The sequence below is a fragment of the Moorena bouillonii PNG genome (assembly GCF_001942495.1).
Lineage (GTDB): Bacteria > Cyanobacteriota > Cyanobacteriia > Cyanobacteriales > Coleofasciculaceae > Moorena > Moorena bouillonii.
In genome coordinates this window covers 2353002-2367582 of sequence record NZ_MKZS01000001.1, presented here as the reverse complement: position 1 = coordinate 2367582, position 14581 = coordinate 2353002, and the positions used below count along the sequence as shown (strand labels likewise).

Here is a 14581-nt window from a genome sequence, read left to right as displayed (position 1 = left end):
GTTTAAGGTACTGACTTACCAATATGCACCTAAATAAGTTTTGTCAGTCAACCAGCTGATCAGGTGTTGAAGTTGGAGTAATTTGAGCATTCGTAGCAAAAGGTGATGGGTTGGCTGACTCCGTAGTCTTGGGAGTGTTATTAAATAAAAATAACCAGATTAAATAGATAAGGATGCCAATAACAGTAGTGGCAACAGCGATGGGAAGCAATAACCGACGAGGGTTTTGAGATCCAACTCCTGAAGACTGAGACCCAGCAAACGGTTGCGCCGATGATGCTGCTGTTGCCGAAAGTTGAGATGGTGGTAATGAAATCTCTGTGGGTTGAGGTTGCCCAGACTGTGGTATCGATGGAATGGCTGTTGAGGGGACTGGAGAGTACTGTTGCGGAACTAGTGTCGGTTGTATTATTGTCGGCTGTTGTACTGATTGCTGTTGTGGTAATGAGACTTGTGGGTATGACTCAAGAGCCTGTAGAACCTCTATGGCAGACTGGTAACGTTCCCTAAAATGGTAGCGCACCATCTTAGAGAGAATCCACTTTAAGTGATCGCTGATCTTTGCCCAAGGTTCCCAAATCACTTCTCCAGTATTAGGGTCTTCTTGAATTTGATTAATCGTTAAGCCAGTTACTGCCTGGATAGCAATCATGCCAAGACCATAAATATCACTGTTGGCACGAGGATTACCTCTACCTTGTTCTGTGGACATATAACCAGGGGTTCCAACAGCGATTGTGCCACTGACTTGATGGTTGGGTCCGCGAATTTGCTTGACTGTGCCGAAGTCAACTAAAACCAGCTTATTGTCCCGATGTCGTCGGATGATATTATCGGGCTTGATATCACGATGGATAACTCGATTTTGGTGGATAAAGCTGAGAGCTCTCAAGACTTCCTGAAGCATTTGACGAACTTGGCTTTCAGACCAGCTTTGACCAGGTTTGATTTCACTGCTGAGGGTGTTTCCTTCAATAAACTCTTGAACCAGGTAAAACTCTTCATCTTCCTCAAAGTAAGCTAAAAGCATCGGAATTTGGTCATTCTTCCCCAGTCTCTCTAGAGTTTCGGCTTCAGTTCGGAACAAACGTCTGGCATTTTCCAAGGATTTGGGATGGTTGCTAGGTGGCTTCAGTTGTTTGATAACACACTGGGGATTAGTGGGTCGGCGAGTATCTTCGGCAATGTAAGTTTTTCCAAATCCACCTTGGGCTAAGGTATCAATTACTCGATAACGCCGATCAAGTAAATCATTTGGCTTGAGGTCTTTCATAAAAGTTTTTAAGGTTCAAAAGGTGTGAATCCTGATATAACTTAATAGAACTTATCCAGCTCAAACCAAGAATCAAGGTTTTAGCCAATAGGGAACTTCGGATCACCGAACTATGGATCAGAGAATTACAGAAGTTTTACACTATTTATCTATCTGGCAATCTTTTGTAATTTATGAACAGTAGCAGCGACCCCCTGACGACCTGACCCCCTCAGTAATCAGTACTACTATCGACATGGCATGGCAGGATTGAAGTAGAGCAGAGTTACCTGATTCTGGGGGAATCAGTAACTAAGCGAGATAGTTGTTCATTTACATGATTCACTAGTTTTCTTTTCAATACCACATTTTAGATTTTTTGTCAATACTATTTTCCCTGATAATCACTGGCGTGTGATATAGCGCTATAGTTTTGCGGCTGCCAAGCCATGGAATTCTATTCAGTAGACGTAAAACTGACGAAATAATCAAGGTTTCAGCGGTTGTTTACCTGTTCGTAATCTCCGTTCCCGTAGCGTGACCTACGGTCAACCGCTTTTGGTAAACAACAAAAAATCCCCCACCGGAAGGCAGGAGATTTAAATTAATTACCTACAATTTAAATACCTAAAAAGCTAGTTTCAGCAACCATTAGCCAAATGCACCAGCTGTCGAGGCAATCAAGAATGCGGCGTAGGTAAGTATATAACCAACCGTGAAGTGGGTTAAACCAACCAGACGAGCTTGAACGATGGACAGCGCAACAGGCTTATCCTTCCAGCTAACCAAGTTAGCCAGAGGAGTACGCTCGTGTGCCCAGACCAAAGTTTCGATTAGCTCTTGCCAGTAACCACGCCACGAGATCAGGAACATGAAACCAGTTGCCCAAACTAGGTGTGCGAAGAGGAACATCCAAGCCCAGACAGACAGGTTGTTGGTTCCAAACGGGCTGTAACCATTGATCAACGGAGCAGAGTTAGCCCACAGGTAATCCCGGAACCAGCCCATGAGATAAGTAGAGTTCTCATTGAACTGAGCCACGTTATTTTGCCAGACGCACAGATGCTTCCAGTGCCAGTAGAAGGTCAACCAGCCTAAGGTGTTCAGCATCCAGAACATGGCGAGGTAGAAGGCATCCCAAGCAGAGATGTCGCAAGTACCGCCACGACCAGGACCATCACAAGGGAAGGCATAACCGAAGTCCTTCTTGTCGGGCATTAGCTTGGAACCACGGGCATCCAGGGCACCCTTGACTAGAATCAGGGTGGTGGTGTGCAAACCTAGAGCGATCGCATGGTGTACCAAGAAATCGCCAGGACCAATGGTCAGGAACAGGGAGTTAGCTCCGCTGTTGATGGCATCTAGCCAGCCAGGAAGGTAAGCTGCACCAGTGCCAGAAGCTATGCTATCGGGATTAGACAGCAGGGTGTCAAAGCCGTATAGCAGTTTACCATGAGTCGCTTGGATGAACTGAGCAAATACTGGCTCAACCAGGATTTGCTTCTCGGGGGTGCCGAAAGCAACCACGACGTCGTTGTGGACATAGAGTCCTAAGGTGTGGAAACCTAAGAACAGAGTTACCCAACTCAGGTGAGAAATCAGAGCTTCTTTGTGTTCCAGCATCCGGGCTAACACATTATTCTTATTAGCCTCTGGGTCATAATCCCGCACAAAGAAGATAGCACCATGAGCGAAGGCTCCAACCATCAAGAAACCAGCAATGTACTGATGGTGAGTATACAGTGCTGCCATGGTGGTGTGATCCTTTGCTATGAAAGCATAGGGCGGCATCGCATACATGTGTTGGGCTACCAAGGAACAGACCACACCCAAACAAGCCAGGGCTAAGCCCAACTGGAAGTGGAGAGAGTTGTTGATGGTGTCATATAGACCCTTGTGACCCTCACCTAAGAGGCCCCCAAAGGGAGTACCTGCTGGGGGATTGTGGGCACTATGAATCTCCTTGATGCTGTGACCAATACCCCAGTTGGTGCGGTACATATGACCAGCAATGATGAAGATCACTGCGATCGCCAAGTGGTGATGAGCCATATCGGTCAGCCACAAGGACTCAGTCTGGGGATGGAAGCCACCCAAGAAAGTCAGAATCGCTGTCCCTGCACCGTCAGAGGTACCAAAGATGTGTCCAGCGGTATCTGGGTTCTGGGCATAGACTCCCCAATTCCCGGTAAAGAAAGGTCCTAATCCAGCTGCATGGGGTTTGACACTCAGGAAGTTATCCCAACCAACGTGCTGTCCGCGAGATGCGGGGATAGCCACGTGAATCAAGTGACCTGCCCAAGCTAAGGAGCTAACACCAAACAAACCTCCCAAGTGGTGATTCAGCCTAGACTCTGCATTCTTGAACCAGCTCAAGCTGGGGCGGAATTTAGGCTGTAAGTGCAACCAACCTGCAAACAGTAATAGGGATGACAACAATAACAAGAACATGGCACCACCATGCAGTTGGTTATTGGTTCTCATACCAATGGTGTAAAACCAGTGGTAAACACCGGAATAGGCGATGTTTACGGGGCTAGAAGCACCAGCTTGGGTGAAGGCATCAATTGCCCCTGAGCCAAATTGGGGATCCCAAATCGCGTGGGCGATGGGCTTAATAGTTTCAGGATCTTTAATCCACTCTTCAAAGTTACCTTGCCAGGCGACGTGGAACAGGGTGCCAGAAGTCCACAAGAAAATGATTGCAAGATGGCCGAAGTGAGAAGCAAAAATCTTTTGATATAGATTCTCCTCGGTCATGCCATCATGGCTTTCAAAGTCATGGGCTGTGGCAATCCCGTACCAGATTCGACGTGTTGTCGGATCTTGAGCGAGGTCCTGGCTAAATTTTGGAAATTTTGTTGCCATATGCTTTAAGGAAATTCTCCTCGCTGACCTATGAGACTTATGCAATCATGCTGCTCATTGTTTTTTCTTAATTAACTCCCTGGAACCGAAGTTCCAGGTTGCTTAGGGTATCGACAGGCGAGACACAGGTTATGGTATCCCACTCAAGGTTTGGCATCGATTCCTGGTCAGCGGTTATCCCACTGACAGCATTCGTGCCAGGAAGAATGACCAGGTAACGACGATTCCTCCCAGGAGGTAGTGAGCTACCCCCACAGCCCGACCCTGAGTGATGCTCAGAGCACGAGGCTGAATCGATGGGGCTACTTTCAATTTATTATGAGCCCAAACGATGGATTCGATCAGTTCTTGCCAGTACCCACGACCACTAAATAGGAACATCAGGCTAAAGGCAAAGACGAAGTGACCAGCTAGGAACATTATGCCGTATGCCGACAGAGCTGAGCCGTAAGATGTGATTACATTTGAGGCTTGTGCCCACAAAAAGTCCCGTAACCAGCCATTGATGGTGATCGCACTTTGGGCAAAGTTGCCATTGGCAATGTGAGACACACTTCCATCCGGGAATACTGTTCCCCAGACATCAGATTGCATCTTCCAGCTGAAGTGGAAAATAACCACAGAGATGCAGTTATACATCCAGAACAAGCCTAGGAACACATGATCCCAACCGGATACCTGGCAGGTACCGCCACGACCTGGACCATCGCAGGGGAAGCGGAAGCCTAAGTTAGCTTTATCGGGGATCAGACGTGACGAACGGGCAAACAGTACCCCTTTGAGCAGAATTAGTACAGTGACATGGATGGTGAACGCATGGATATGGTGGACCATAAAGTCCGCAGTACCCAGCTCAATCGGCATCATTGCCACTTTACCGCCTACTTCTACCATGCCTCCGCCAAAGGCATAGCTAACGGTTTCCAAAGCATTGGGAGCAGTTCCTCCCGGCGCTAGGTTGTGGATGTTTTGAATCCACTGGGCAAAGATTGGCTGTAGCTGAATCGCCGTATCAGAGAACATATCCTGAGGACGACCCAAAGCCCGCATCGTGTCGTTGTGAATGTAAAGACCAAAAGAATGGAAACCCAACCAGATACACACCCAGTTTAGGTGAGAGATAATTGCATCCCGGTGACGGATCGCCCTGTCTAATAGGTTGTTCACATTCTTGGCTGGGTCATAGTCCCGCACCATGAAAATAGCACCATGGGCTGCACCTCCAACAATACAGAAGGCACCAATCCACATATGGTGGGTAAATAGGGACAGCTGAGTACCATAGTCTGTTGCGATGTACGGATACGGAGGCATCGCGTACATATGATGAGCCACAATGATGCTCAGGGAGCCTAGCATGGCTAGGTTAATCGCTAGCTGGGCATGCCAAGACGTAGTCAGGATTTCATAAAGACCTTTGTGTCCTTCGCCAGTGAACGGACCCTTATGAGCCTCTAGAATTTCCTTCATGCTATGACCAATACCGTAGGAATTACGGTACATGTGGCCAGCAATGATGAACAGGACTGCTAGAGCTAAGTGATGGTGAGCGGTATCTGACAACCACAATCCACCGGTGACCGGATTCAGACCACCATGGAAGGTGAGGAAGTCAGAGTAGACGCCCCAGTTCAGGGTGAAGAAGGGGGTTATGCCCTGAGCAAAACTGGGATAAAGATCTGCCATAAAGCTCTGATCGAATAAGAACTCATGGGGCAGTGGAATCTCACTAGGAGCCACCCCAGAATCCAAGAGCTTGTTGATGGGCAAAGACACATGGATCTGGTGACCTGCCCAACCCAGGCAGCCGCAGCCCAGCAGCACGGCTAAGTGGTGGTTCATCATCGACTCCACGCTCTGGAACCATGACAGTTTCGGAGCTTTCTTGTGGTAGTGGAACCAGCCAGCAAATAGCATCAGGGCTGCCATTACCAGACCACCAATAGCTGTTGCGTACAGTTGGGTGCTATTGGTGATACCGGAAGCACGCCACAGCTGGAAGAAACCAGAGGTGATTTGGATGCCGTGGAAGCCCCCACCAACATCGCCATTCAAAATGCCTTGACCAACCACAGGCCAAACCACTTGAGCACTGGGCTTAATAGTAGTCGGATCACTCAGCCATGCCTCGTAGTTGGAAAAACGAGCACCATGGAAGTACATGCCGCTCAACCAAACAAAGACAACGGCTAGGTGACCGAAGTGTGCACTAAAAATTTTGCGAGAAACGTCTTCTAAGTCACTGGTATGACTATCGAAATCATGAGCGTTAGCGTGAAGGTTCCAAATCCAAGTGGTGGTTTTGGGACCTCTCGCTAGGGTTCGATCAAAATGACCTGGCTTACCCCACTTCTCAAAGGAAGTTGGTACCGGGTCTTTATCGACCTCGAGTGGCATGAGGAATCTCCTCTCTAGACAAGGAACGACTAATACCCCTAGGGGAGTTTTATTTTTATGGATAAGAAAGCATTTTTTTAATCACTGCTTTCTAACGGAAGCAAGGACCTGTTCTGAATTTACGTCAAAACGGATACCTCCCTTAGAAGATAATAGGTCTTGCTTCAGGCGCTTTTTGAATTCAGTTAAAAATAGTTAACAATTTTTTGGATAATCGTTAACTATTTTCAATTAGCAGTATCAATAGGTATACCACTGTTTGTGTCTAAGCCGCCATCACAACAAATCAAAAGTAACTATAGGAAAAATCAATGATAATTTCTTCAAAATGTTACAAAACGTAAAGAAATGCTAAATATTTTAAAAAAAAGTGTCCCCAATCTATACAGACGACCCTCAAAGGTTGAACGTCTAGGGATATGGTTAATACAGAAGCGGAATATTTATAAAAAAGCGGAAGACTTGAAACAGGGGTGCGACCCCGGGTAGATCCCCTAACCAAGGGAACGGAAACCAAGAGGGCAAAAGTTAGAACAGACTTGATAATCCTGCCAATAGGCAACCCCAACCCTCATAGACCAACACCATTAGACAAGCAGCAAGACTAGAGGTCAACCTGTAAGTTAAGATTAAAGGCTGGTGATCAAAGGAGATGGCTTGTTGGGTAGGAACAGCCAGATAATCATGGTGAAAAGACTTTTTTTCTTCCTAATCACAACGATTTTAGTTTGGGGTCTGGTGGCCTGTGGAAGCGATCGCATCAAGACATCGAAGCGGTTTGGCATCGATGGCAGCTCCCAAACCAACCAAGTTAATCAGTTATCAGAAGTAGGGCCACCCCTAGCTATTCAAGAGCTTAGTGAGAGCCTAGAGGCTTACCAGCCTCAAGTCATCATTGTCAGACCTAGTGATGACATGGTGCTTGAAGATACAACAGTATCAGTGAAATTTCAGGTTCAGGACTTGCCAATTTTCCAAGATCCCGATCTAGGCATAGGTCCTCATCTGAACGTCATCCTGGACAACCAACCTTTCCAAGCCATCTATGACCTAGACCAACCTCTAATCCTAGAGGATTTATCCCCTGGCACCCATACCTTGCGGGCATTTGCCTCTCGCCCCTGGGATGAGAGCTTCAAAAATAAAGGTGCCTATGCCCAGACCACATTTCATATCTTTACTAAAACTGACGACAACAACCCAGATCCAGCCCTGCCACTGCTAACTTACAGCGTTCCAAAAGGCGACTACGGAGCAGAGCCGATTCTACTGGACTTCTATTTGACGAATACGCCCTTGAGTAATACCCCTGTCCAGCTAGTGGATCAAGACAATCTCGATGATGATAGTGTTGATTGGCATATTCGGGTTACTGTGAACGGTAAAAGTTTCCTACTCGACCGTTGGGAATCGATTTATCTGACAGGGTTTAAAGAGGGCAAAAACTGGGTAGAGTTAGAGTTTCTCGATGAACAGGGCAACCCAGTCAAGAATGTTTTCAACAACACAGTACAGGTGATTAACTACCAGCCTAATGGTGAAGACACCCTTTCCCAGCTAGTACTGGGTCAACTCTCGGCTGAGGAAGCTGGTGGTATTGTAGACCCCAACTATCAGCCACCGCCAACCCCAATACCTGTACCAGAAGAGACACCAGCTCCGAGTCCATCACTGACTACTTCGCCTACAGTAGAGCCAACACCAATACCGTCGGTTGTTCCTATAGTTGAAGAACCTCTCACCTCTGAACCGACTTCCCTAGAACAAGAAACTACAGAAGAAGACACTACATCACCAGGAGAATTAGCCCCTACTGAAACAGAGCAAATACCAGAACTAGAGGAATCTGTAACACCCAGTGAACTACCAATAACTCTGGAGGAAGCAACTCCTGAGGTTGAGCCCAACCTACCTGAGCTGGAAACAACTTTGGAAGCAGAAGAGCTGGTTCCTGCCAGTGAAACCCCAGCACCAGTTGAGGAAGCAACTACTGCAGCTCAATCAGTAAGCCCTCTAGCTGAACCCTCAGAAAAGCCAAAATTAAACATTTGGAGTCGCTTTGGCAGTTTCTTCGGACGTTCTCCTGTCACCCCTAGCCCCTCACCTGAACCGCTAGAGGAACTGGAGATTACATCAGAGGAACCTGTGGTAGCACCAAGTGAATCTGAGTCCACTACTGTGGTTGAGGAGATATCGGAAGAAGCGGTAGTAGAGACCGGGGAGTCTGAATCCACTACTGTGGTCGAAGATAGTTCTGAACAACCGGCGGTAGCACCAAGTGAATCTGAGTCCACTACTGTTGTTGATGAGATATTGGAAAAAGCGGTAGTAGAGACCGGGGAGTCTGAGTCCACTACTGTGGTCGAGGAGATACAGGAAGAACCGCCAGTAGAGACCGGGGAGTCTGAGTCCACTAATGTGGTCGAAGAGATATCGGAACAACCGGCAGTAGAGACCGGGGAGTCTGAATCCACTACTGTTGTTGATGACATATCGGAACAACCGGCAGTAGAGACCGGGGAGTCTGAATCCACTAATGTGGTCGAAGATAGTTCTGAATAACCAATAGTGGCAACACTTGAGTGCGATCGCACAGTGAGAACAGGCAGTTAGCCCATGGTTCGATCAACTGTTTGAGCATCGGCCAGCAATCCCTAACCCAGTGGGGATTGCTGGCCGATGCTCAATGTGCAGCTGGCGCTGGCTCCCCTGTTCCCTTCCTGCATCAATTTCAATACTGAAATCGATTGTTATGACTTCCTTTATTAAGTTTTTTGGCAATGGTGCAAGCTCTCAGTATAACTCCCCAAACTTTTACCGATAACGAGCCAACAACGATTCCCTATCTGCTAGTTGAGTTATTAGGTATTAGCTATAAACTCTATCTATAAGTAGTGTTGGTTTAAGAGTTTCCCTGGGTAATCTAGGATTAGGCGATAATTAGGGCTTGCTGATTAACTCTCATCCGCATTGACAGATAAAGGTTTTCGCCTTTTTGGGTCGAAAAAAGTGCAAGCAAATCGGTCCAAAAAGCTCAAAAAGTTAGGATTTTGGGCAGACAAGGGCAGAAAAATCAAGGGAGAATTCTTCGGACTACCTTCTATATAATTCTCCTAACTCCTGACTCCTGACTCCTGACTCCTGACTCAATCCCTTACCAAAAGACTTTTTCAGCAAACCCTAATTACCGATTCAGCCTTCATGCTTCATCTTTCCTAAAAGTTTTTACTAATCAAAAATACTGGAGTAGATAAATCAGGTGAAACCCTATTTACCAATCCAACTATTAACAACATTATTTGTAATCACAACCAGCACCCTGACTCCTGCTGTTTCTAACGCTCAAATCGATTTACCCTGTTTCATGCGGGATGCCAATGGCAATCTGATTGACCTTGGCAAACTTTGCGGCATTTCAAAGCAAAACAGTTCAGGAGTGATTACAATCCCGATCAAACGTCGAGTCTATAACACTCCTGTGATTGATGTCACTTTTAATGGTAAACGAACCTTTGAAATGGTGGTTGATACAGGAGCATCCGTCGTGACAATTACCCCAAAAATGGCAAAAGCTTTGTCATTGAAGCCAGAAGGAACTGCCAGGATGGATACAGCTAATGGTACAGTTGATGTACCCCTGGGTCGCTTGGCCTCCGCTGCCGCAGGAGGGATTGTGGCTAACAACCTACTAGTTGCTGTTAGTCCATCCCTGTCAATTGGACTGCTAGGACACAATTTCTATCAAGATTATGATCTGACGATTAAGCAAGATGTCATTGAGTTGCACCTTCGGTAATCCGTAAGGTTAAACACACGCTCTTGACAGAGGTTTGGGGAACTCGCCAACAAGAAAGCGATCGCTTAATCAAATCAATCATTTGGGATTCCGTCAGGGTAGAGGCTGCTTCATCCCACATCACCCTGATCACGCGACCTCTACGCACTAGGAACTCGAAGACAATTTCACCAGCTACCCCTAGGGGTAGGTTCAACCGTTGCAGATGTTGGGTTAAACAAGTTGTTCCTATTTCATCTAATCCCTTAACTCTGACCAACTGTAACCTGTGATGGCTGATTGCCGCTGAGCTTAATATCTCTGACTTCACCTTTTGAATCAATCTAGGACAGACCAAGGTCAATTCAAAATTCTTCAATTCCAAATTATCTGGTGATTGATTGGCTAAATACTCCTCATTGATAATTTTTGATTCCTGATGACTATAATAGGGATTATCATTATGATTTTTTCTATCCTGAAGTGTCTTAGAAGTAATATACTCCTGAGGGATAATTTCTGATGCCTTACCGGCAGCATAGAGATTATCATTATCATTGGTTAGCTTAGATTTCTGGTACCTGTTTTGCCTATACTCTGACTGTTGAATCCAAGCTTTGGTTTTAACCCCTAATTTCCTATATTCACTTATTGGTAGGACAGACCTTGGGATAGGAGAAGACCAGGTGTTGGGAGAAGACAAGGGAGAGAGGGAAAACAGTAACGATCGGTTGATCTTAGAGTTCTTCGGTGTCCCCTTTTTCCCCTGGTCATGAGGCAATAATTTGGAATTGATGTCAATTTCTGCTTGTCTGGTGCTGCCCTTATCCCCCACTCTCAACCCTGAACGCCACTTTTGTAGCCTGAGTCTATCCTGAATTGCACTAGCAAAAGTACTTTTGATCATGCCTTCCCAGTTAACTCCTTCTGGGATTGTTACTGGTACTTGCATCGATATGAGGTGGCTTTCACCTGCAACCGGTACCTGATCACTGACAGCAACAAAAGCGGTGTACTGGCACAATAGTTGATAACTCAACGCTGTTTCCGTCACTGCCTCTACCCCAGCTTTAGTTTCACAGCTCAACATTTGCTGCATCAAGTGTTTAATCCTTGCTCTACCCCAAAGCTGAGCAATGGCTGGATTGTCGGCTTGATCGAAATTGAGGTTAAATCTTTTCTCGTAGTAACTACCATCGGCCCTAGTACCCGTAATTCTGAGAGCACTAGTAGGGGTTTTCAAGTTGCTAACCTGCAACTGTTCTGCCTGGAACTCTTGAATGGGAGAAATACGTCCACAGATAACCAAAGGCTGCTGGGTAAATAGATCCGGAGTGGGATTGGGATAAATTATCGCTTCCCCTGCGCCTTCCCAGGTAACGTGAATATTGGTTAGCACTGGGTTATTAATTTGACGGAAAAACTGTTCCGCTACTGCTTCAGTTGGTTCATCTTGACGCACGATTCTAGCTATTCCCCGTCCAATTTCAGCTAAGCGATTCAGCAGAAAGCGGTTCGGAGAACTGCCGACACCAAAGCTATAGATGCGATTTCCAGGTTTAAGCTGTTGCTGTACTTCTGCTAGTACCTGATTCTCATTGCTAATGTAGCCATCACTTAGCAGTACAATACTCCGTAGTCGTCCCTCTGGTGCAGCTGGTAAATTCAGCAAGTTACGAATACCTTTGAGTAAATAAGTACCACCGTTGGCTTTTAATTGATTGATGTAGTTAATCGCCTTTCTACAGTTTTGGGGGGTATTCGATAAGGGTTTGGTGGATAGCTGGGTAGCGGTATCTGAAATATCAATAATGGTAAAGGTATCCTTGGGATTGAGTCCATTAATAAACCGACGCATCAATTCCTGAGACTTTAGCAGAGGATCCCCCATTTGAGAACCAGAGGTATCGATCACGAAGACCACATCCTTTGGCACAATCTCATCGGTGCTATATTCTAAAGCGGGGATAAGATACACAGCAAAATGATTGCCCCGTTGATCTGAGTGGGTAAGTACTGTTGTCTGAGTGTGCTCCTTGGCAATCCCATAGCGTAGAATCAGGTCTTTGTTGGGAATCGTGTCTTCCTGACTCAGTTTGACCCGCAGGATTTGCCCCTGTTGTTCAATGTTGAGTTGTTCAATGTTAATCTGATGGGAGGTAGAATAAACCTCTGTAATTGCTACTCCAGCGTCAATCTCGACAGTTACCCCAATGTCATGACCTGAGCGCATGTCTGGCGGAATCAAGGGTGGAGTGATTCGGGAAGCATCGGGAACGAAGTCAGTATCCCCACTCTCATCAATGGGAGTACCAGGGATGAAACGGGGGCCAACTACCATTGGGAAGACAAATTCATAATTACCCCCCTGGAACTGTAGCTGATCGGTATAGCGAAGGGTGACCTCAATTTGCTCCCCTGGTTTAATGTGAGCCAGAGATTGAGTAAAAATATTATCCCGTTCTTGCTCTAAGAGTCCCGCAGTCCGCCCCTGACTGCAAGCTTCCTCGTAGATAGTTTGAGCGTCTTCCCGTTTTTTGATATTGCCCTCAATTATGCGATCGCTTAATTTAATCTCCATCTCATCCACCGCTGCTTCATCCGGTAGTGGAAAGATATAGACCGCTTCTAAGGGTTCGCTGAAAGGATTATCAAAGGTCTGTGTCACCTCTACCCGTGACATGTGACCAGTGATTTTGGCGTAAACCTCTGTATGTTTCAGAGGAAATACCGAGTGTTCCTCCTCTTCGTTAACGTATAGTCCCCCTAGCAACTGCTTGGAGCATAATAGTGCATGAGTGGGCATGGGCATTTACCTTAAGATTGAGCAAATGGGTGAGCTTCGCTACTGTCCCTATCAGTAGCAAGGTCCTTGGTAGACGCACCATGCTAGCCACAAATCTCATCATAAATCCTTACCAAGAGTGAACTTGGGTCAATCTGCCTTTTAGTTAGCCATCATAATCGCTGTCAATCTCAATATCGAGAGTTTCTTGATCTACCCTTACATACAAAATATTTGGATGACAGCAGACTTGACAATCTTCGATATAGGATTGCTGTTCACCAGCGCTTAGATCTACAAAGGTCAAATTGGTTTCACCACAATAGGCACAGGAATATTGAGCAGTCTCTTGCATTCAGTCAGAATTTTCTTTGAGTGTAGCAATAATTGTATTGGGTCAGCGCTGACGGAGATCACAACTAACCTATGAAATTGGTAACTGATCAATATGACAGGCTGAGGGTTTGTTGTGGAGTGGTTTGTTGTTGACTGGTTGTTTGTTGAGGTTTGACGGTTGACGGTTGACGGTTGACGGTTGATGGTCAACCATGAACAAACATTCAATTTACAACAGCTGATGACTAAACCATCTCCATCGTTACCACCAGGATGTATTTTCCGCCCTGCCTGTGCCAAGGATACCTGGGCAATTCTTAAATTAATTCTGATGGCTAAACTAGAGCCTACCCAGTTGCGTTGGACCCAGTTTCGGGTGATTGAATTTGAGGGGCGTGTGGTGGCTTGTGGACAATTGCGCAACTTTCCCGATGCCCAAGAATTGGGGAGTTTGGTTGTGGCACCTAAGTGGCGCAATCAGGGATTGGGGAGTTATCTGATGGAAAATCTAATCAAAGAGGCAACTCAGCCTCTTTATCTCGAATGTATGGGTTGGCTGACGGCATTTTACAACCGTTTTGGTTTTGTGTCAGTATCCTGGCAAGACTTACCCAAATCCCTTAAATTTAAGTTTGGCTTATCCAAACTAGCCACTAAACTATTCCGTATTCCTCTATCCATCATGACCTACCAACCAAAGGATGAAGGCTGAAGGATTAAGGTAGCAGTAGAACATAAGTTAGACCGTTGGCGACAACAGTTGATTGCTCAAGCAGAACTGGATCTATTAATTAGAGAATATCCAGCTACACTGGAAAGATTATAACAAATCAGGTTGTATAATAAACGTATAAGTGGACAAAGCGTAAGCAATATACACCGATGCCAAGAAGAATCACAATAGTTCCTCACCTTAGTGTCAAGCAACTGTACTCCTAGATGTTCTAACAATTGGAAATATCTTCCATCATCAACTATACAATGATTTACCAGTAAAGTTATGCCACTATAATTTTGATTATAATTCAAAATTATATAGATTAATCGAGCATCTGTATTGATAGCATATCCACTTTTTTATGGAATCTTAAACACATTTTTTATATAGGGCTTGCTGATTAACTCTCAAAGCATTGACAGATAAAGGTTTTAGCCTTTTTGGGTCCAA

General features: G+C 45.8%; 8 protein-coding genes. 3 read left to right on the top strand and 5 right to left on the bottom strand.

The window, feature by feature from the left end; translation table 11 throughout:
- Positions 1-43: 43 nt before the first annotated feature.
- The 3 genes from BJP37_RS09695 to psaA all read right to left on the bottom strand — a co-directional run bounded on the left by BJP37_RS09695 (position 44) and on the right by psaA (position 6517).
- Positions 44-1273 carry a serine/threonine-protein kinase gene (locus tag BJP37_RS09695; RefSeq protein WP_075898348.1) on the bottom strand — a complete coding sequence of 410 codons (1230 nt, stop codon included), beginning with the start codon at positions 1271-1273 and terminating at the stop codon, positions 44-46.
- Positions 1274-1903: 630 nt separating this feature from the next.
- Positions 1904-4120 carry a photosystem I core protein PsaB gene (gene psaB, locus BJP37_RS09690; RefSeq protein ID WP_075898346.1) on the bottom strand — a complete coding sequence of 739 codons (2217 nt, stop codon included), beginning with the start codon at positions 4118-4120 and terminating at the stop codon, positions 1904-1906.
- A 174-nt stretch (positions 4121-4294) separates the two neighbouring features.
- Complete coding sequence (psaA, locus tag BJP37_RS09685; protein WP_075898344.1) at positions 4295-6517, bottom strand: photosystem I core protein PsaA; 2223 nt, start codon at positions 6515-6517, stop codon at positions 4295-4297.
- 684 nt (positions 6518-7201) lie between these two features.
- Here psaA and BJP37_RS09680 point away from each other — a divergent pair.
- Positions 7202-9079, top strand: a complete 1878-nt coding sequence (locus BJP37_RS09680) for a ribonuclease E domain-containing protein (protein WP_075898342.1) — start codon at positions 7202-7204, stop codon at positions 9077-9079.
- Between the two features lie 697 nt (positions 9080-9776).
- Complete coding sequence (locus tag BJP37_RS09675) at positions 9777-10313, top strand: retropepsin-like aspartic protease family protein (RefSeq protein ID WP_198953994.1); 537 nt, start codon at positions 9777-9779, stop codon at positions 10311-10313.
- Here BJP37_RS09675 and BJP37_RS09670 read toward each other — a convergent pair.
- Together BJP37_RS09670 and BJP37_RS09665 are read right to left on the bottom strand one after the other, a co-directional pair.
- Positions 10291-13104 (bottom strand): VIT domain-containing protein, encoded by a 2814-nt coding sequence (locus tag BJP37_RS09670; RefSeq protein WP_075898340.1) that lies wholly within the window; start codon positions 13102-13104, stop codon positions 10291-10293. The genes BJP37_RS09675 and BJP37_RS09670 overlap by 23 nt on opposite strands.
- Positions 13105-13243: 139 nt before the next feature.
- Positions 13244-13432 (bottom strand): CPXCG motif-containing cysteine-rich protein, encoded by a 189-nt coding sequence (locus BJP37_RS09665; RefSeq protein ID WP_070392182.1) that lies wholly within the window; start codon positions 13430-13432, stop codon positions 13244-13246.
- A 222-nt stretch (positions 13433-13654) separates the two neighbouring features.
- On the opposite strand from BJP37_RS09665, the gene BJP37_RS09660 reads away from it, so the two are divergent.
- Positions 13655-14125, top strand: coding sequence for a GNAT family N-acetyltransferase (locus BJP37_RS09660; protein ID WP_075905939.1), 471 nt, complete (start codon positions 13655-13657; stop codon positions 14123-14125).
- The last annotated feature ends 456 nt before the right edge of the window (positions 14126-14581 follow it).

Excerpts from the sequence above, each read along its gene's own strand:
- psaA (WP_075898344.1), bottom strand. The coding sequence starts at position 6,517 with ATGCCACTCGAGGTCGATAAAGACCCGGTACCAACTTCCTTTGAGAAG.
- BJP37_RS09660 (WP_075905939.1), top strand. The coding sequence starts at position 13,655 with ATGACTAAACCATCTCCATCGTTACCACCAGGATGTATTTTCCGCCCT.
- BJP37_RS09680 (WP_075898342.1), top strand. The coding sequence starts at position 7,202 with ATGGTGAAAAGACTTTTTTTCTTCCTAATCACAACGATTTTAGTTTGG.
- BJP37_RS09670 (WP_075898340.1), bottom strand. The coding sequence starts at position 13,104 with ATGCCCATGCCCACTCATGCACTATTATGCTCCAAGCAGTTGCTAGGG.
- psaB (WP_075898346.1), bottom strand. The coding sequence starts at position 4,120 with ATGGCAACAAAATTTCCAAAATTTAGCCAGGACCTCGCTCAAGATCCG.
- BJP37_RS09695 (WP_075898348.1), bottom strand. The coding sequence starts at position 1,273 with ATGAAAGACCTCAAGCCAAATGATTTACTTGATCGGCGTTATCGAGTA.
- BJP37_RS09665 (WP_070392182.1), bottom strand. The coding sequence starts at position 13,432 with ATGCAAGAGACTGCTCAATATTCCTGTGCCTATTGTGGTGAAACCAAT.